Origin of the sequence: Nocardia sp. JW2, from assembly GCF_051843015.1 — a bacterium.
Lineage (GTDB): Bacteria > Actinomycetota > Actinomycetes > Mycobacteriales > Mycobacteriaceae > Nocardia > Nocardia coubleae.
This window is the reverse complement of the sequence record NZ_JBPXLK010000008.1, coordinates 125,871-143,708: the sequence shown is the minus strand read 5'-3', so window position 1 is coordinate 143,708 and position 17,838 is coordinate 125,871. Positions and strand designations below refer to the sequence as shown.

At 68.8% G+C, this 17,838-nt stretch carries 16 protein-coding genes; 8 read left to right on the top strand and 8 right to left on the bottom strand.

The annotated features are described in order from the left end of the window. Positions 1–141 precede the first annotated feature (141 nt). From ACSVDM_RS14140 to ACSVDM_RS14115, 6 genes are read left to right on the top strand one after another with little or no spacing between them, the layout of a single operon-like run. On the top strand, positions 142–969 hold the full coding sequence (locus ACSVDM_RS14140) for a glycosyltransferase family 2 protein (protein WP_439265332.1): 828 nt from the start codon (positions 142–144) through the stop codon (positions 967–969). A gap of 6 nt (positions 970–975) precedes the next feature. Beyond that, positions 976–2,346, top strand: a complete 1,371-nt coding sequence (locus ACSVDM_RS14135) for an O-antigen ligase family protein (protein ID WP_439265331.1) — start codon at positions 976–978, stop codon at positions 2,344–2,346. Beyond that, the gene (locus ACSVDM_RS14130) at positions 2,343–3,401 is read left to right on the top strand and encodes a glycosyltransferase family 4 protein (protein WP_439265329.1); all 1,059 of its coding nucleotides are present in this window, start codon (positions 2,343–2,345) and stop codon (positions 3,399–3,401) included. The genes ACSVDM_RS14135 and ACSVDM_RS14130 overlap by 4 nt, the downstream gene beginning before the upstream one ends. Beyond that, a complete protein-coding gene (locus ACSVDM_RS14125) occupies positions 3,398–4,990 on the top strand; it encodes an oligosaccharide flippase family protein (RefSeq protein WP_439265327.1) in 1,593 nt (530 codons plus the stop codon). The genes ACSVDM_RS14130 and ACSVDM_RS14125 overlap by 4 nt, the downstream gene beginning before the upstream one ends. Then, complete coding sequence (locus tag ACSVDM_RS14120) at positions 4,944–5,966, top strand: beta-xylosidase (protein WP_439265325.1); 1,023 nt, start codon at positions 4,944–4,946, stop codon at positions 5,964–5,966. The genes ACSVDM_RS14125 and ACSVDM_RS14120 overlap by 47 nt, the downstream gene beginning before the upstream one ends. Then, positions 5,953–7,098, top strand: a complete 1,146-nt coding sequence (locus ACSVDM_RS14115; protein WP_439265323.1) for a glycosyltransferase family 4 protein — start codon at positions 5,953–5,955, stop codon at positions 7,096–7,098. The genes ACSVDM_RS14120 and ACSVDM_RS14115 overlap by 14 nt, the downstream gene beginning before the upstream one ends. A 154-nt stretch (positions 7,099–7,252) precedes the next feature. On the opposite strand, the gene ACSVDM_RS14110 is transcribed toward ACSVDM_RS14115, so the two are convergent. After that, positions 7,253–8,335, bottom strand: coding sequence for a class I SAM-dependent methyltransferase (locus tag ACSVDM_RS14110; RefSeq protein WP_439265321.1), 1,083 nt, complete (start codon positions 8,333–8,335; stop codon positions 7,253–7,255). 14 nt (positions 8,336–8,349) lie between these two features. Between ACSVDM_RS14110 and rfbC the strand changes: the two genes are divergently transcribed. Beyond that, on the top strand, positions 8,350–8,913 hold the full coding sequence (gene rfbC, locus ACSVDM_RS14105; protein WP_439265319.1) for a dTDP-4-dehydrorhamnose 3,5-epimerase: 564 nt from the start codon (positions 8,350–8,352) through the stop codon (positions 8,911–8,913). Here rfbC and ACSVDM_RS14100 read toward each other — a convergent pair. The 4 genes from ACSVDM_RS14100 to ACSVDM_RS14085 are packed head-to-tail and all read right to left on the bottom strand — an operon-like array spanning position 8,891 to position 12,589. After that, positions 8,891–9,925: an NAD-dependent epimerase/dehydratase family protein gene (locus ACSVDM_RS14100; RefSeq protein ID WP_439265509.1), complete on the bottom strand. Its 1,035-nt coding sequence runs from the start codon at positions 9,923–9,925 to the stop codon at positions 8,891–8,893. The two genes, rfbC and ACSVDM_RS14100, sit on opposite strands and share 23 nt — an antisense overlap. A gap of 2 nt (positions 9,926–9,927) precedes the next feature. Further along, complete coding sequence (locus ACSVDM_RS14095) at positions 9,928–10,578, bottom strand: PIG-L deacetylase family protein (RefSeq protein WP_439265318.1); 651 nt, start codon at positions 10,576–10,578, stop codon at positions 9,928–9,930. Continuing rightward, positions 10,575–11,351 carry a glucose-1-phosphate cytidylyltransferase gene (locus ACSVDM_RS14090; RefSeq protein WP_439265317.1) on the bottom strand — a complete coding sequence of 259 codons (777 nt, stop codon included), beginning with the start codon at positions 11,349–11,351 and terminating at the stop codon, positions 10,575–10,577. Before ACSVDM_RS14090 ends, ACSVDM_RS14095 begins: the two co-directional genes overlap by 4 nt. Beyond that, on the bottom strand, positions 11,348–12,589 hold the full coding sequence (locus ACSVDM_RS14085) for a methyltransferase domain-containing protein (RefSeq protein ID WP_439265507.1): 1,242 nt from the start codon (positions 12,587–12,589) through the stop codon (positions 11,348–11,350). Before ACSVDM_RS14085 ends, ACSVDM_RS14090 begins: the two co-directional genes overlap by 4 nt. 486 nt (positions 12,590–13,075) lie before the next feature. Between ACSVDM_RS14085 and ACSVDM_RS14080 the strand changes: the two genes are divergently transcribed. Continuing rightward, positions 13,076–14,572, top strand: a complete 1,497-nt coding sequence (locus ACSVDM_RS14080) for a sugar transferase (protein ID WP_067638956.1) — start codon at positions 13,076–13,078, stop codon at positions 14,570–14,572. 35 nt (positions 14,573–14,607) lie between these two features. Here the strand turns inward: ACSVDM_RS14080 and ACSVDM_RS14075 are convergent, their stop codons facing one another. Genes ACSVDM_RS14075 through ACSVDM_RS14065 form a run of 3 tightly spaced genes read right to left on the bottom strand, consistent with a single transcriptional unit; the run spans position 14,608 to position 17,803 of the window. Further along, positions 14,608–16,239 carry an ABC transporter permease gene (locus ACSVDM_RS14075; RefSeq protein ID WP_439265315.1) on the bottom strand — a complete coding sequence of 544 codons (1,632 nt, stop codon included), beginning with the start codon at positions 16,237–16,239 and terminating at the stop codon, positions 14,608–14,610. After that, the gene (locus tag ACSVDM_RS14070; protein WP_439265313.1) at positions 16,236–17,153 is read right to left on the bottom strand and encodes an ABC transporter ATP-binding protein; all 918 of its coding nucleotides are present in this window, start codon (positions 17,151–17,153) and stop codon (positions 16,236–16,238) included. Before ACSVDM_RS14070 ends, ACSVDM_RS14075 begins: the two co-directional genes overlap by 4 nt. A 2-nt stretch (positions 17,154–17,155) precedes the next feature. Continuing rightward, positions 17,156–17,803, bottom strand: a complete 648-nt coding sequence (locus tag ACSVDM_RS14065; RefSeq protein WP_181698864.1) for a TetR/AcrR family transcriptional regulator — start codon at positions 17,801–17,803, stop codon at positions 17,156–17,158. Positions 17,804–17,838: the final 35 nt, after the last annotated feature.

Sequence of the window (17,838 nt, the reverse complement as noted above, 5' to 3'; positions counted from 1 at the left end):
TGAGTACCCGTACTGGGAATCGTGAAACATTATCGCCCGTCGTCTCGATGTGAATGTCGATTGCTCGGCGGGTACTGTGCACGCAAACGGGCACCCGACGCGCGACGCGGGCCTGCTGAATGTCTTGGAGGATGTGCTGTGGTGGGGGTGCCTGTATCGGTCTGTGTCCCGGCATTCAACGCGGCGCGCACCATCACCGAGACCATCGATTCGATCCGTGCCCAGGAGTTCGGGGATTTCGAGATCGTCGTCCTCGACAACGCCAGCACCGACGGCACCGGTGAACTGGTCCGGTCCATCGACGACGAACGGATCAGGCTCCACAGCAACGACACCGTGCTCCCGATGACCCAGAACTGGAACCGGGTGATGAGCCTCGCCGGTGGCGAGCTGGTGAAACTGGTCTGCGCCGACGACCTCATCACTCCGGATTGCCTGTCGGCACAGGTGGAGACGTTGCGCGACCCACGAATCGCCGTCGCGGGCGCGAAATTCGACATCATCGACGACGACGGCACCGTCCTGGCCAGAGCTCGCGGGCTGGCCGGGCTGATCGGGCGCAAGTCCTCGCGAGCGGCGGTACGCACCTTCGTGCGCAGGCTGCCCGACGACCTGTGTCCCACCGCCGCGTTCCTGTTCCGCCGCCGCGAGTTCGAGGCGACCGGCGGCTTCCGCACCGATTTCTTCTACGCCATGGACATCGACCTGATCGCGCGGCTGTGCGCGCACGGCGGGTTCTACGGGCACAACCGCCCGCTCGCGGTGAACCGGGCGTCGATCTTCAACCATTCCTCCACCACCTCGACGCTGAGCAAGTTCTCCGACGTGGTGCGCTTCAACCATCACGCGCGCCGCGAATACCGGGATCTCGTGCGTCCGGTCGACGTGCTCGCCGGCGATGCCACCGTGGTCCGGCAGGCGCTGGTCCGCCTCGGTGCGCGGGCCAGGCAGCTGGCCGGGCGGGGCTGAGGCGCGATGAGCTCGCTGCTGTACCTGGCCGCCGTCCCGGTGGGCTGGGTATTCCTGCGCTGGATTCGTTTCCGGCCCCAGCGCGGGGTGCTGCTGGTGGCGGCGCTCGTCCCGTTCAACGGTCTGCTCGAGATCGCTCCGGGTTGGATGCAGGTGGCGGGCTGGAAAGAGGCGCTGCTGTGTCTGACGCTGGCCGTGGCACTGTTCGTTCCGCACCGGCAGACAGAGCCGCGTCCGGCGCTGCCGTGGGTGCCCTTCGGTGCCGCGCTGTGTGTGTTCGGTGTGGTGTCGGCGTTCGTCACGGCCGGAACGCTCGGGCTGTTCGCCATCAAGATCACGTTCTTCTACTTCGTCGTGATCCCGCTGCTCCTTTACCTGCGCCCCTTCACCCCCCGCGACCGCGATCTGCTGGTGACGATCATGATGGTCGAATCGGTGGGTATCGCGTTGTTCGGCCTGGCCCAACAGGTGATCGGCGGTGCCGGGCTGGCCAAGATGGGCTACGAGTACAACGAGACGATCCGCTTCGCCGGTGGTCTGCTCCGGTCCTTCAGCACGTTCAATCAACCGTTCCCCTATGCGTTCTACCTGGTGACGGTGTTGCTGGTGGGTGGTTCGGTGGCGCTGGCCGATCCTCGGCGCGCCCGCAATCGGATGTTCCTGATGGCCACCCCGATCCTGGTGCTCGGCGCCGCGGCGAGCGTGGTGCGGGCGGCGCTGGCCGGTTTGCTCGTCGGGGCGTTGCTGCTGGCGGTCGTGCGGTATCGCCGCCAGCTGATGCCGGTGATCCTCGGGTCCGTCGCGGTGGTCGTCGTCGGCGGGATCGCGGTGTCCTCGCAGGCCAGCAGTTCGCTGTTCTCCTCGTCGAGCCTGGCCGACCGCAGCACCGGCTGGAACACCGTGATGCGCACGGTCGGCAGTCATCCCTTCGGTGACGGACTCGGTTCCACCGGTGCGGCCGCGGCACGGTTGCTCGTCGAGGAACTCGGGCCGATGGCAGGGGAGATGCCGTACGCCACCGGTGAGGTCCAGATCTACGGGCGTCCCTATCAACCCGACAACTACTACGTGAAGCTGCTCATCGAGCTCGGGCCGATCGGGGTGTGGCTGTTCTGCGCCATCCTTGTCGCGATCTTCCTGCTCGCGTTCCGTGGTGCCCGTGCACTGCGCGGACCGGACTCGGCCCTGGCACTCGGTGTCGCGGCGTCGGTGCTCGCCAGCGCGGTAGCGGCGGTGGCGTCCAGTTATTTCGAGATCTTCCCGACCGACTTCTATTTCTGGCTGCTCGCCGCGGTCGTCGGGTGTGCCGTCACGCAACGCCGACCCGAGCCGGTCTCCGCCGCGCCGAACACTGTCCCCGAACAGGTGCCGTCATGAATGAATACTCCAGTAGCGCAGTGTGTTTCGGGGCGCTGGCGTTCCGGCCGAACGGTGCGGGTGTCGCCACCTACCAGCGTGAGTTGCTGGCGAGGATGGCCGGCCTGATGCCGGGAACCACGCTGTCGGCGCTGGTCCAGGCCGATGCCGCGCCCGTGCTGCCCGAGGGCATCGCCGCGGTGACGCGACCGGTCGCGGCGGGGGCGCGCCGGGCCTGGCACGGCATCGCCCCGCAGCGCGGTGCCGACGTGTTCCACGGACTCGATGTCGACATCCCGCTCACCGGCCCGAGGGCCACGGTCAGCACCGTGCACGACCTGTCGGTGTTCGACGTGCCGTGGGCGTTCAGCCGCTACCGGGCCCGCGGCGAGCAACTACTGCTGCGGATGTCGCTGACCCGCGCCGACCTGCTCATCGCCGTCTCCGAATTCACCGCCGAGCGCATCGCGGACCGCTTCCGACGCGATGCCGTCGTCGTTCCGCTCGCCCCGGCCGCCTGGGCGACGGTGCCCGACGAGGCCGCCGTGGACCGGGTGCGCGCCCGGTACGCGTTGCCGCCACGCTTCGTGCTGCAGGTCGGCACCGTCGAACCACGCAAACAGGTCGCGATGCTGGCGCAGGTGGCGGGCGACCTCGACATCCCGCTCGTGCTGGCGGGCGCCGGGTCGGACGGACCGCAGGCACCGGCCTCGGCGATCGGGCTCGGCTACGTGGACCTCGCCGACCTGCCCGCCCTCTACGCGGCCGCGACCGTGGTGGCCTACTGCTCGGAATACGAGGGCTTCGGTCTGCCGCCGGTGGAAGCCATGGCCTGCGGTGGCGCGGTCGTCGCCAGCGCGGTCGGCGCGCTGCACCAGGTCTGCGGTGACGGTGCGGTCCTGGTCGAGGGCACGAACCCCGAGGCGTGGGTGCGGGCGATGCGTCCGCTGCTGCACGACGAGGCCGCCAATCGGGAACTGCGCGACCGTGGCCTGGTCGCGATGACGAAACTGAGCTGGCAGGCCACCGCCGAGGCCACCGTCGTCGCCTATCGCACAGCGGGACTGCTGCCGTGAGCGAGCAGACCGCCGCCATCGACGAGCAAGCCGCGGGCAGGCGCCGCGCGCAATCGGGTCGCGCGGCGGCCAACAACACCGCCGCCATGCTGGCCGCCCGGATCTTCGCCGCCGCGCTCGGCCTGCTCGGCACCACCCTGATCGCGCGATCGCTGCCGACGGTCGAATGGGGCTATTTCTCGTTCGTTTTCGGGCTGCTCGGCATGCTGGCGATCGTCACCGACCTGGGGGTCGGGCGGGCGGTCATCGGCAAACTCGTGCACGGCGATCCCACCGAGGCCTCCGAGGTGGCCGCCTCGTTCATCGTGCTGCGCACCGTTCTCGGCCTGGTGGGTTACGGGCTCGCCATCGGCTATGTCCTCGTGATGCGGTGTCCCACACCGGTTGTCGCGGCCACGGCGTTGGCCGGACTGGTAGTGGTGATCGCCACCCCGAGCCACGCGCTGACCATTCTGTTCCAGTCGACGATGCGCCTGACCCTGGTCGCCGCCGCCGAATCCCTCGCGCGTTGCGTCCAATTGGCGCTCACGGTCGCCGCGGTGCTGTGGGCGCCGACGCTGCTGTGGGTCGTGGTGCCTGCCATCGCCTACGAGGTCGTCGCGGTCGCGGTGAAGATCGTCGCGGTGACGCGCGGCCTCGGCGGGCCCATTCCGGCGCGGCGCATCGAGTTGCGCTGGTGGGGGCCGATGTTGCGCGAGGCGCTGCCACTGAGTATCGGGCTGGCGCTCATCATCATGTTGCAGAAGGTCGGGCTGCTGTTGCTCGGGCACGCCGACAGCTTCGAAGCCGTCGGACTGTTCGCCGTCGGCATGAAATTCGCCGACCTGCTCGACACCGCCGCCGTCTCGGTCGTCGCGCCGCTGACGACCCTGCTGATCGCGCTGTGGCCCGACGACCCGCCCCGCTTCCGGCGCTACTTCCGGCAGGCGAATGTCGCGCTGATCGCCCTGGGCCTGCTCGCCCTCGTGGCCTTCTGGCCGGTCGCAGGCCAGGTGATCGGGTTGCTGTTCGGCGAGAACTTCGTCGAGGCGGCCGACGCGGGCCGCGTCCAGGTGGCCGCAGGCCTGCTCGGTGCGGTCGCGAACCTCGGCCTGGTCGCGCTCATGGCGACCGGACGCAACACCCTGATCCCGTGGATCGCCGCGCTGGCGCTCGCGGTGAACCTGGGCGTCGCGTGGCCGTTGATCGACCGGATGTCGTACGAGGGCGCCGCCATCGCCGGATTGATCGCCCAGGTGGTGCTGCTGATCTCGGTGTGGATCGCGGTGCTCGCGACGGTACGGCTGCGGCGGCTGCTCCCGGTCGCCACGGTGGCCGCGCTCACCGGTGTCGCCGTCGCCGTCGTGGTCGTCGCGAGCCTGGCCCAACGGCACTGGGCGCCCCCGTGGATTCTCACCTGCGCCCTGGCCTGCCTGATATACGTTCTCATCGCCGGAAGCATCATGCGAAGGACCGAGGGATTGACCATACGAAGCTTGCGAGGACCGGAAACCGATGACACTGTGGCGAATCGCTCGGGCGGGATTGACCGCAGTGGTCGTCATGGCGACAGTCCTCGGGTGCGCACCGGAGCCGACGGCGAGCACTGAACCGGTGGTGCGCGGCGGTCTCGGCATCTCGGGCGGGCACACCTGGCTGCAGCTCGACGCCGCGGAACTGGACCGGCAGATGGGTATCGTGGCGCAGACCGGCGCCACCTGGGTGCGGATCGACATCGACTGGTCGGTGATCGAACCTGTTCGCGGCGAACAGGATTGGTCGGCCACCGACCGTGCCGTGCGTGCCGCGCGCGCCCACAATCTTTCGGTGCTGGCAATCCTTACCTACGCGCCCGCCTGGGCCGGCCCGCACGGCGGCGACGGCGGCAGCAAGACCGCACCGCAACCGGTGTTGTTCGGGCGGTTCGTCGGTGACGCCGTGGATCACTATCGCGACCAGATCGCACACTGGGAGGTCTGGAACGAACCCAATGTGACCGCGTTCTTCGCGCCGAAGCCCGATGTCGCCACTTACGCGCACCTGCTGCGGCAAGCCGCGCTCGCGGTGCGCGCCCGTCAGCCGCACGGGCAGATCCTCGTCGGCGGCCTGGCGCCTGCCGCCGACGACGGCCGCGACATCGCCCCCGCCACCTTCGTCGAAGCGCTCTACGCCATCGGCGCCGCCCCCGACTTCGACGCCGTCGCCGTGCACCCGTACTCGTACCCAGAACTGCCCGAATCGCAGAGCTGGTACAACGCCTTCGGCAACCTCATGCGGATCCGGCGCATCATGGACGCCAACCACGACACCACGATGCAGCTGTGGCCCACCGAGTTCGGTGCGCCGACCGGTTCCGGTGCGCGCGCCGTGAGCGAAGACGTGCAGGCCCAGATCATCGATCAGGGACTCGGCATGGTCGCCGCCATCCACGATATCGGCCCCGTGTTCGTCTACTCGCTGGTCGACGCGGGCGCCGACCCGCACGACCTCGAGGACAACTTCGGTCTGCTGCGCCGCGACTACTCCGAGAAACCGGCGGTGACCGTGGTGCGCAACCACGCGGAGGTGCTGCGTGCCGGGCGCTGATCGGGACCTGCTGTTCGTCGCCCACAGCGCACAGGCCTCGGGCGCGGAGAAGGTGATGCTCGATCTGATCGAGCTGGCGGTGGCGCGCGGGTACCGGGTGCGGGTGGCGTGCCCGGTCGGCGCGCTCAGCGAACGGCTGCCCGGCTCGGTGGGACATGTGCCGATCCCGGAACTCGGCTTGTCGGGTCAGCAGGGCGGTGCGCGGTTCGCGGCCGCACTGGTGATGCTGTGGCACTGGGTGCTGGCCGCCGCCGCGTTGCGAAAGGCCTCGCGCGGTGGCCGGGCGCGGCTGGTGGTGAACTCGACGATGGCCCTGCCCGCCGTGGCGATGTCGGTGCCCCGGCGTCGTGACACGGTCTGGTTGGTACACGACATTCTCGCCAGCACAAGACAATTCGCGGTTGCGCGGATCGGTCGGATGGCGCTGGCACGGGCCGTCGCGGTGTCCGAACGGGCGGCGGCCCCGGTGCGCGCGCTCGGGATCGAGACCGAGGTGGCCTGGCTCGGGGTGCCGTGGCCGGTCGAGCCCGCACCCGTGCTGGATCGCTCATACCCCGTGGTCGGCATCCTCGGAGTGATCACCGAGTGGAAGGGCCACCACGTGCTGCTGGAAGCCGTCGCGGCACTGCCCGGCGTGTGCGTCGAGATCGCGGGAACGGCCCTGCCCGGCGACGAACCGTACCTGGCGCGCCTGCGCGACCGCGCGGCCGAACCCGACCTCGCCGGCCGTGTGCGCTTCCTCGGCCACGTCGACCCACTGCCGACCATCCGAGGCTGGGACGTCCTCGTTTCGGCCAGCGTCCTCCCCGAAGCGGGACCGCTGGTTGTGCTCGAGGCGATGAGCGTGGGCGTCCCCGTGGTCGCGACCGACCACGGCGGCAATGTGAGCACCGACGTCGCGGTATGCGTCCGCCCCGACGACCCACACGCCCTGCGCGAGGCGCTGAGCCGGATCACCGAGGAACACGCCCTGCGCGCTCGGCTCCGCGAAGCGGGACTCGCGAAGATCGCCACCCGGCACAACCGCACCCGGACCCGCCCGCACATGTTCGACACGGTGGTCGGCGACGGGGACCGAGCGATGTCGACACCGGCCGGGGACTCGACGTCGGCAGCACCGGGCTCACCGTGAAACCTCGGTGAATCGGCCCGCAGGTCGGACGTCGGGTGGGTCCTGGCGTACCGGCCGTCCTTCGACGGTGGGCCCCATCGGCCGTGCGCGGCGCTCGGCCAGTGGGTTTCCGGCGGGTCGTGCGGATCGGGGACGACGAGTTGACGGGAATCGGCTACCGGTCGACCTTCCGTGGGCGGAGAGGATCGTCGACGAACCAGCGGCCGTCGAGTTGCGGGAGGGAAGCTCGGACTTCGCGGAGGAGGTCGGGGAGCGTGAGCAGGACAGCGTCGGGTTCGGCCGCCACCAGGTCGGTGGGGGAGATGATGGGGACGTCGGTTCCTGGCATGCGTCGGCCCTGTTTGCCGGGCGAGGCGTCGGCCACGCCGGCGAGGAGTTCCCGGTGCGCGCCCGCCATCGCCAGGAGGGCGACAGCGCGGGAAGCAGCGCCGTAGGCGAAGGTCCGAAGACCCCGGGCGGCACGGTCTTCCAGCCAATCGTGGAGAGCGTCGACGTGGCGATCCACCACCTGCTGCAGTCCGCTTGCCGCCGCAAGCACCTCCTCCTCGGCTGCCAGCAACTGCTCGACCGCCCGGTCGGCGGGATGTGAACCGTGCCGCGCGGCGACCAGCACCGTGCCGCCGTAGAGGTCGAAGTCCCATGCCGTCACGACGCTCATCCCCGCCGCGGCGAGAAGGGTACGCAGGGAAGCGAGGGAGTAGTAGGCGAAGTGGCCGTGCCGCAACGCGTTCCACTGCCCCTGCGCCACGATGGCGGCCAGCGAATGGAACTGCACGAGCAGCACGCCCGCGGGTGCGGTCGCGGCGGCGCGGGCGGCGAAGGCGGCGCGCTGGTCGGGTTCGTGCATGACGCCGAAACAGTCGAGGACCACATCGGCGGGCCCGGTGGTCTCGGTGAAACCGGGCAGCGGCAACCAGGTACCGCCGTGCGGACTGCCGAACTCGGTCACGGTCGCGCCGGTGAGCAGACCGGCCGCACGCACCCGGTCGATCGCGTCGGCCGCCTGATCGCGCAGCGCCTGCGGCTCGATCCCGCGCGGCTCGGCGGTGACGGTGTCGTCGTCGGCGAGCTGGGCCAGCCCGCACGCCGCGCACCGGTCCATCCGCAGCGGATGCCCGGACTCGGTCGGCCGCACCGGGGAATCGCGAGGTGGGAAGTGGTCGGCGGCGGGCACCGTGCCCAGGTCGAGCAGGGTGCGCAGCGCGGTGTCGCCGCAACCTCGGCAGCGGCGGGTCATGGCACGATGTCCTCGTGCGTATCGAAACGACCGAACTGGCCGATGTGGTTGTGCTCGTCCCCGAGCCGTTCCGCGACGACCGCGGCCTGTTCACCCGCACCTTCGACGCCGAAGAATTCGACGCCCACCTCGGAATCGACGGTGCCGCAGCGAGATTCGTCCAGGACTCGCAGTCGCGGTCGAAGCGCGGGGTGATCAGGGGTATGCACGGGCGCGGCGGTCGTGGCGAAGCCAAACTGGTGCGTTGCGCACACGGCGCGGTGCACGACGTGCTCGTCGACATCCGCCCCGGCTCGCCCACATTCGGTACGCGGCAAGCCTTCCGCCTCGACGACGAGCTGTTCCACCACCTGTACGTGCCGCCGGGCTTCCTGCACGGCTTCCAGGCGCTCACCGATATCGCTGATGTGTGCTACCGCATCGACCGCCCACACGACCCCGCCGAAGACCTCGGGGTCGCCTACGACGACCCCGACCTCGACATCGACTGGCCGCTGCCGGTGACCGTGGTCTCCGACCGCGACGCGCGCGCGGGCAGCTGGGCGCGGCTGCGCGCTACGCTGACGCCCGCGCACTGATCCGGCGCAACCGCTCGTCGAGCACACCCGCCTCGCACAGCCCACGCAGGTGCGGCAGCCGGGTGAAACGCTGGAAGAACGCCTCGGACGTGAGTCCCCGCGTCGTGTACTCGGTGAACAGTTCCTCGGCACCCGCGGGCACCGTCCACGTCGCCTCGTAGCCGAGAACCTCGCGCGCGGCCGAGAAGTCGACCCGGTACGAGCGCGGATCGGCACCGCTCTCACCGGTGATCACCAACCGCGAACCCGGCACCGCGTCCACCACGGCCCCCGCGATCTCGGCGACGGTGAGGTTGTTGACCTCGGTGCCGATATTGAACGCGCGGCACGAGACGTCGGCCGCCGGCGCGGTCAGGCACATCGCGAACGCGGTCGCGATATCCGCGGCGTGCACCAGCGGGCGCCACGGTGTGCCGTCGGAGAGCACCTTCACCTCACCGGTGAGCACCGCGTATCCGACCAGGTTGTTGAGCACGATATCGGCACGCAGCCGCGGCGAGAACCCGAAAGCCGTTGCGTTGCGCAGGAATACCGGGACGAAGTCACTGTCGGCCAGCGCCGCCACATCGTCTTCGACCCGCACCTTGCTCTCGGCGTAGGGCGTGATCGGGCGCAGCGGCGCCTGTTCGGAGACCAGCTCCTCGCCCGCCGCGCCGTACACCGAACACGTGGAGGCGTACAGGAACCGGCGCACCCCTGCTTCCTTGGCCAGGCGTGCCAACCGGACCGAGGCGTAATGGTTGATGTCGTAGGTGATCTCGGGCGCCAGTGCGCCGAGCGGATCGTTGGACAGGGCCGCCAGGTGGATCACCGCGTCGAACCCGCGCAACTGTTCGACCGTCACCTCCCGCAGATCCACGGCGAGACCCGCCGGGTCACCGGCGAATTCGCCGAGCACACACTCGGCGAAGTACCCGATGTCCAGGCCCGTGACCTCGTGGCCCGCCGCCTGCAGCAGCGGAACCATCACCGTGCCGAGGTACCCCTGATGCCCGGTGACAAGTACCCGCATGTTCACGTCTGTTCCCATCTGATGATCGCTTTGTCGAGCACGAACGCCTCGGCATACGGCGCGTGACACTGCACGCCACGCATCCGGGCCAATCCGAGGAAGGCTTGTTCGTCGAACCAGTCCCGGCCTGCCTGCGACGGATAGTGCTCGTGCAGCAACCGCGACTTGCGGTGCAGCAGTTCGGCATCCATCGGGTGGTACAGCGTCGGGGCCGGAGTATCGGTCTCCCACTTGAGGATCTCGTAGCCGAGGATCAGGTGGTCACGGAACTCGGTTGGCACCAACTCGGCGAGCAACCGGTGATCCTGGTGGGCGTCACCGCGATGCGGCGCGAACACCACCTCCGGTTCACCGCCGCGGCGGAACGCGCCGAGCGCGTCCTTGATCCGGTCCCAGTGCGCGGGTGCGCGCCCGTCCGGCACGTCGAGCACCTCTAGCTGGGGTTTCGTCCCGGAACAGAACGCCGTGAGTGCCGCGCGTTCCTCGTCCTCGCGCGCGGTGCCGCCGCCGGCGAGAACCAGTGCCCGCACCTCGACCTCCGGGTCTGCGGCGGTGAGCGCGAGCAGGGTGGCACCCATACCGATGGCGATGTCGTCACAGTGCGCACCGAGCACCGCGATCCGCTTCGGCGGACGGGTGAACAAACCGATCACGCCGACTCCCACACCATCCACGGCCGCGAACCGTTGCGGTAGGCGTCGTCGAGTTCGGCGCGCTCCTTGAACGTGTCGGCGGGCTTCCAGAAGCCCAGGTGCCGATATCCGAAGAGGCGACCCTGCCCGGCCAGCGTGCCGCACGCGTCGGCCACCAGGTCGCCACCGGGTGGCAGGAGATCGAAGATCTCCTGGCTGAGCACGAAGAATCCGCCGTTCTCCCACAGCGGCATCCGCGCCACCGGCATGATGTCCTTCACCTCGCCGCTGTCGGTGATGTCCACACAGTGGAACGACGACTGCGGGGGAACGACCATCATCGACGCCGCCGCCCCCGAGGCGTGGAAACGCTCGATCATGGTGTCGAGCGGTGCGTCGGTGAGCACGTCGGCGTAATTGGCCAGGAAGAATTCGTCACCGTCGAGATGCTCGCGCACCCGGCGCAACCGCTCACCGATCGCCGATTCCACCCCGGTGTCGACGAAGGTGATCGACCAGTCGCTGATATCGGTGCCGAGCAGTTCGACCTTTCCGTCGCGGATGACGAAGTCGTTGGACGCCGTCTCCTGGTAGGTGAGGAAGAAGCTCTTGATGTGCTCGGCACCGTAGCCGAGGCACAGCACGAACTCCTTGTGCCCGAAGTGCGCGTAGTACCGCATCACGTGCCACAGCAGCGGCCGGGGACCGACCAGCTGCATCGGCTTGGGCACGATGTCGTCGGACCCGCCGCGCATGCGCATGCCGTATCCGCCGCAGAACAACACGACCTTCATCGATTCACTTTCGTTTGCAGCTCGCCGCGGTGCAGCACCGGCAGCGGGTAGACCAGTTCGCCGCCCCATTCGCCCACGTGGCGCAGCTGCGCGCTGATCTCGGTTTCGAGATTCCAGGGCAGCACGAGCACAACGTCGGGCCGGTCCGCGTCGATGCGCTCCGGCGGATGGATCGGGATGCGGGTGCCAGGGGTGTAGCGCCCGTGTTTGTAGGGGTTGCGGTCGACGGTGTACTCGAGCAGGTCGGGTCGGATACCGCAGTAGTTGAGCAGGGTGTTGCCCTTGCCGGGAGCACCGTAGCCGACGACCCGCTTGCCCTGCGCACGGCAGTCGAGCAGGAAGCGCAGCAACTCCTGGCGCACCGCCTCCGCGCGTGGCGCCAGGTCCAGATATCCGGCGGGGGTGTGCAGCCCGGCTTCGCGTTCGAGGTCGAGCACCTCGGCGACCCGCGGACCGGGCTCGGCGACGGCGTCCGGACGCGCCCACAGCCGCAGCGAACCGCCGTGGGTGTCGAGCAACTCCACGTCGACGACCGTCAGGCCGCCCACCGCGAGCGCCCGCTGCGCCGCATGCAGGGTGTAGTACTGGAAATGCTCGTGATAGATGGTGTCGAACTGGCCGTGGCGCACCAGGTTCAGCGCGTGGTGCACCTCGATGCTGAGCCAGCCGTCGTCGCTGAGCAGGGTGCGCAGCGCCCGGGTGAAACCGCGCAGATCGGGAATGTGGGCGTAGACGTTGTTGGCGACGACCAGATCGGCCGGTCCGTGCTCGGCCCGCACCCGCGCGGCCGAATCCTCGTGCAGGAACGTGGTTTCCGTCGGCACACCGACCGCGCGGGCCGCGGCACCGACATTGACCGACGGTTCGATGCCAAGGCACGGGATACCGCGTGCCACCGCGTGCCGCAGCAGATATCCGTCGTTGCTCGCCACCTCGACGACGAACGATTCGGCACCGAGACCCAGACGACGCACCGCGGTGTCGACGAAGTCCTCGGCATGACGCACCCAGCTGTCGGAGAACGACGAGAAATAGGCGTACTCGGTGAACGTGTCCTCGGGGGTGATCAGCGCCGGGATCTGCAACAGCAGGCATTGTTCACACAGTCGCAGATGCAGCGGATAGGTCATTTCGGGTGACTCGAGCCGCTCGCTGTCGAGGAAGCTCTCACACGCCGGGGTGGCGCCCAGGTCGAGCACGCTCGTGAGCTGCCCGGAATCACACAGCCGACATTGCAACGGGTCCACCTTCATCAGACGCGAGAATTGTCGCGGCCGATGCCGGACATGCCGAACTTCGGTCCTGCGGCACGAGACGTTACAGCGCGGCCCAGGCCATAGCCGCCGGAAAATGTTGCGACCTGGCAAACACCGCGGTGCCCATATCGGGGATCAGGCCAGGTGAAACCGCGATCGGCTAATTTCCGGCGAAGGCGACCATTCCTCCCACGGGTGTGATGTCACCCACTCGAGAAATCGTTTTTCCTGCTTTCATATCGAATTGCCATGGACTTTCCGTCATCTCGTCCACCGCTCTCCGCGCCGCTGGGCTAATCTCTGGATCACATTGTGGCGCTTGCGCTTCGATGTGGAGGAATTTCGGCGGTGTGTAACGATCGTCCCACGGGTTTCGAATCGAGGGGCGTAGCGGCCACCGCAATGGTCGCGTTCTGGTCGCCGGCGATCGGAAGGGTTCGACTCCCGATAGGGGAGGTGTGTCGGTTCATGAGCTACGAGCTCACCAGTAGTGGCGAGATGGATGCCGTCACCGGCGTGCACGCGGTGCACGACTTGCGACGGGAAAGCTGGCAGACCGCGTTCGTGCGGCGCCTGGTCGTCACCGATGCCGTCGCTGTCGTCGGTGCCGTGGGTACCGCGCAGGTGCTGCGGTTCGACGGACCCGTCGACTCGACGCTGGCCTGGCCCTTGCCGTACGACATCGGCTACTCCGCGGTGTCGCTCGCCCTCGCGCTCGGCTGGCTCGCGCTCTTGCACGGGTACGGCACCCGCGCACCCCAGGTGATCGGCACCGGCAGCGAGGAATTCCGCAGGCTGGTTTCGGCGAGTCTGCGCCTGTTCGGTGTCCTCGCCATCCTCGCACTGCTGTTCCGCATCGAATTCGCCCGTGGCTACCTGGCCATCGCCCTGCCCGCCGGGCTGTTCGGCCTGATCGCCGGGCGACTGGCCTGGCGCAGGCAGCTGCGCAGCCTGCGGGCCGAAGGCCGCTGCCACACCGCGGTGCTCGTCGTCGGCTCGCCCGAAGCCGCCCACGCCATGGCTACGGCGTTCACCGACGACCCGGCCTCCGGGTATCGGGTGGTCGGGGTGTGCGTGCCGACCGGGTCGGGGGAGCGGGTCGAAACCCTCGGCGGCGCATCGGTTCTCGGTGACGACCGCTCCGTACTCGACGCCGTGCGCCGCAGCGGGGCGGGCTCGGTGGCCGTGGCGGCGACCGACCATCTGGGCCCGGCCGAATTGCGGCGCATGGCATGGGAACTCGACCCGCTCGGCGTCGATCTGATCGTGGCACCGGGTGTCGTGGATATCGCCGGTGTGCGCCTCAATCACCGGCTGGTGGCCGGGATGCCGATGCTGCACATCGACCGCCCGCGCTACGGGCGGGCCAAGTCCACTCGTAAGGCGCTGTTCGACTTCTGTTTCGCGGCCATGGTGGTGCTGCTCAGCGCTCCGGTGCTGCTCGCCATCGCGCTGGCGGTGAAGCTGAGCAGCCCCGGCCCGGTCTTCTACCTGTCGGAGCGGATCGGCCGCGACGGCGTGCCGTTCCGAATGATCAAGTTCCGCAGTATGCGCCCGGATGCCGACACCGCCGTCGACGAGCTCATCGCCGAGCACGGCGGAAACCCGGTGTTCTTCAAGGTCAAAGACGATCCCCGGGTGACGCCGGTCGGCCGCTTCCTGCGCAAATACAGTCTCGACGAGCTGCCCCAGTTCTTCAATGTGCTGCGCGGTGAGATGAGCGTGGTCGGGCCGAGGCCGCAGGTGCAGCGTGAGGTCGACACCTACGACGGCGAGATGCGCAGGCGGCTGCTGGTGAAGCCGGGGCTCACCGGGCTGTGGCAGGTGAGTGGACGCTCGGACCTGTCACCGGAGGATTCGGTGCGCCTGGACCTGTCGTACGTGGAGAACTGGTCGATGGTGCTGGATGTCGCCCTCATCGCCCGAACCATCGGGGTGGTCACCCGGGGCGAGGGCGCGTACTGAGCCGGTGCGCCGAACACGCACCGGCCCAGTCCCTTTCAGCGCAGATCGCGGCGACGGTAGGCGAACAAGCCCACCGCGATGCCGGTTCCCGCGACCGCGAGCAACCAGACGATCGGGGTGGCGGTGAACTCCGCGCCCGGCAGCTTCGGCGGATGCACGAACGGCACCAGATCGAGCACCCACTGCGGGAAGCTGCCCAGTGAGCCGAGCAAGAACCCGACGACCATCGCGCTCAACACACCCCAGCTCAGCGGCGCGAACCGGGGCAGGGCGCCGACGAGCAGCACCGCGACGGCGGTGACCACCCACACGGCGGGCAGTTGCACGGCCGCCGCGGCGAGCGCCTGGCCGATCTTGCTTCCCGGGTCGCCACCGGTCGCACCCCAGACCACACCGATCGCCAACCCGGCGGCCAGCAGGCCCACCGCCGGACCGCCGAGGGCGAACAGCAGATGGCTGCCCGCGTACCGGATCCGGCCGACAGCGGCCGCCAGCACGCTTTCGGTGCGACCGGTGTTCTCCTCCTCGTGCAGTCGCAGCGCGGCCGACACCGAGTAGGCCGACGCGGCGGCCGCGAGCATCGCGATCGCGTAGGCGATGAACGACTTCTCCAGATCGTCCGAACCGCCGAGCGAGGTGATTACATCACGCAGCGATTCGCTGCCGTCGAGCATGTCGCCGATGCCCGTCACCGCGCCACCGATGAGCAGACCGTAGAGGGCGAAACCGGTCGTCCAGGCCAGCAGCGACCCACGCTGCAGCCGCCAGGCCAGCCCGAACGGTCCCGACAGCGAGGTGCCGGCCGTAGCCGGGCCCGGCCGGTCGGCCAGCAGGCCCGCACCGAGGTCACGGGTGCGCAGCAGCTGGTAGGCCAGCAGTGTCGCACCGGCACCGAGGACGAGCAGCGGCACGAGCACCCACCACCGTTCCTGAGCGAAGGGCCGGATCTGCAGGCACCAGCCCACCGGCGAAAACCACGACAGCACACCGTTTCCCGCGTCACCGACGGCACGCACCGCGAACGCCGCACCCAGGGATCCCAGGGCGATGCCACGCGCGATCCTGGCACCCGTGCTCAGCTGCGCGGCGACCGCGGCCACCGCGCCCCAGACGACACCGGACCCGGCCAGTGCCGCACCGAACGCGACCGACCCGGCGAGGGGCAGATCTGTCGCGAGCAGCGAAGCCGCACAGGCGATTCCGGCGATCGCCGACGCGCCGTAGGTGAGCAGGAGCGCGCCGGTGAGGCCGGCGAACCGGCCGATGCTCGTCGCGCCGACCAGTTCCGCACGCCCGGTCTCCTCCTCGACCCGGGTATGCCGGATCACGGTGAGCACGGCCGCGATCGCGATGAGCGCGTACATGGCCCCGGCCTTCCAGGTGCCGATAGACCCGAGGGCCGAACTGAACACCGGACCGTACATGGCGACCAGAGCCGGGCTGGCGGCTGTCGTCGTGGCGAAACTGTCGAGCTGTTCCTGGGTGGAGTAGAGATCTTTGATCGACACCACTTGGATCGCCGGCATCAGCCCGATCAGCAATGCCCACAGCGGGGCGACCACCCGGTCACGGCGCAGCGCGAGCCGCAGCATCTGCCCGGTGCCGGTGAACTCGTCTGCGGCACGCGATGTTCCGGTGAAGCGACCGGTGGCGGTGAGCGTGCTCATGCGCGCACCTTCTCGGGCTGATCGACGTGGTAGTGGCGCAGGAACAGGTCTTCCAGCGTCGGGGGAGTGCTGGTCAGGCTCCGGACGCCCGCGTCACCGAGTACCCGGATGAGCGCGCCCAGATTGTCGGCGTCGACCTGGCAGCGCAGGGTCGAACCGTCACGTTCCACGTCGTCGACACCGGGTAGCGTGCTCAGATCGCCTGGGTCGCCGATCAATTCGGCTGTGATCGCGGTGCGGCTCAGGTGACGCAGTTCGCGCAGCGAACCGGATTCGACTGTTCGGCCCGCGCGGATGATGGTCACCCGGTCGCACAGGTGCTCCACTTCCGAGAGGATGTGGCTCGACAGCAGCACCGTCGCGCCGCGCGCGGCGGCGTCCCGCACACATTCCTGAAAGACCTGCTCCATCAACGGATCCAGGCCCGAGGTCGGTTCGTCGAGGATCAGCAGGTCGGCCTCGGCGGAGAAGGCCGACACCAGCGCCACCTTCTGCCGGTTGCCCTTGGAATAGGTGCGTGCCTTCTTGGTCGGGTCGAGTTCGAAGCGCTCGATCAGCTCGGCGCGGCGCGCCTGGTCGAGGCCACCGCGCATGCGGGCGAGCAGGTCGATGGTTTCCCCGCCCGACAGCGACGGCCACAGCGTGACATCGCCTGGCACATAAGCGATCCGCTCGTGCAGTGACACCGCGTCGGCCCACGGATCGCGGCCGAACAACTGCGCCGAACCGCCGGTTGCCCGGAGCACGCCGAGCAGAATGCGGATGGTGGTGGACTTGCCCGCACCGTTGGGTCCGAGGAACCCGTGGATCTCACCGGGCCCGACCTGTAGGTCGAGCCCGTCGAGAGCGGTGAAGCGACCGAAAGTTTTGCGCAGGTCGTGGGTTTCGACGACCTGCTGGGTGGGGGACGGCATTGCTACTCCTCGAGGAGAGAGTCGAGCAGAGACGGGTCGGTCAGCATGCCCTGGGTGTAGAGCTCGACGGCCGGGAAGGTGAGTTCGGTGGACAGCTCGCGAATCGCCTTGCGGTAGTCGAGTTTTCCCTCGCGCTGACTACGCATCTGCAGATAGAGGTTCATGGCTCCGACATGGCAGAGCACCAGATAGCGGGCACGGGCCACGGGATCGTGGCTCGGTTTGATGCGGCCTTCGTCGACGGCGGTCTGGGTGTACTGCACGGCGTCGTCGATCATGTGCTCGAGCAGCGACTCGGCAAGCGGTCCGCCGGCCTGGAAGCTGCGCAGCATGTAGGCCACCAAGGGCGCGTAGATCTCGATCTCGGCCAACGCGTCGAGCATCCCGGTCGGACCGGTGGCGCGGATGGCCCGCAACTTCTCGTCGCGGATGATCTCGATCACTCGTTCGTCGCACGCCGCGCGCAGGCCGTCCTTGGACCCGAAGTGGTGATTGACCAAGCCCGGTGACACCCCGGCGGCAGTGGCGATGGCACGCACGCCGACACCGAATCCCTGCTCTCCGAACAGGTCGATCGCGGCGTCACGGATGCGCGCGGCCGTGCTCAGGTCGGTGGGGGATCCTTGCGAAACGGGCTGTTGGTTAAACACATGTTCAATATACTAAACGAGTGTTCAATCAGTCC

Bases quoted from the DNA above. Each gene is read 5' to 3' on its own strand.
- ACSVDM_RS14135 (WP_439265331.1), top strand. From the start codon at position 976: ATGAGCTCGCTGCTGTACCTGGCCGCCGTCCCGGTGGGCTGGGTATTC.
- ACSVDM_RS14130 (WP_439265329.1), top strand. From the start codon at position 2,343: ATGAATGAATACTCCAGTAGCGCAGTGTGTTTCGGGGCGCTGGCGTTC.
- ACSVDM_RS14120 (WP_439265325.1), top strand. From the start codon at position 4,944: ATGGCGACAGTCCTCGGGTGCGCACCGGAGCCGACGGCGAGCACTGAA.
- ACSVDM_RS14110 (WP_439265321.1), bottom strand. From the start codon at position 8,335: ATGACCCGCCGCTGCCGAGGTTGCGGCGACACCGCGCTGCGCACCCTG.
- ACSVDM_RS14100 (WP_439265509.1), bottom strand. From the start codon at position 9,925: ATGCGGGTACTTGTCACCGGGCATCAGGGGTACCTCGGCACGGTGATG.
- ACSVDM_RS14090 (WP_439265317.1), bottom strand. From the start codon at position 11,351: ATGAAGGTCGTGTTGTTCTGCGGCGGATACGGCATGCGCATGCGCGGC.
- ACSVDM_RS14080 (WP_067638956.1), top strand. From the start codon at position 13,076: ATGAGCTACGAGCTCACCAGTAGTGGCGAGATGGATGCCGTCACCGGC.
- ACSVDM_RS14075 (WP_439265315.1), bottom strand. From the start codon at position 16,239: ATGAGCACGCTCACCGCCACCGGTCGCTTCACCGGAACATCGCGTGCC.
- ACSVDM_RS14070 (WP_439265313.1), bottom strand. From the start codon at position 17,153: ATGCCGTCCCCCACCCAGCAGGTCGTCGAAACCCACGACCTGCGCAAA.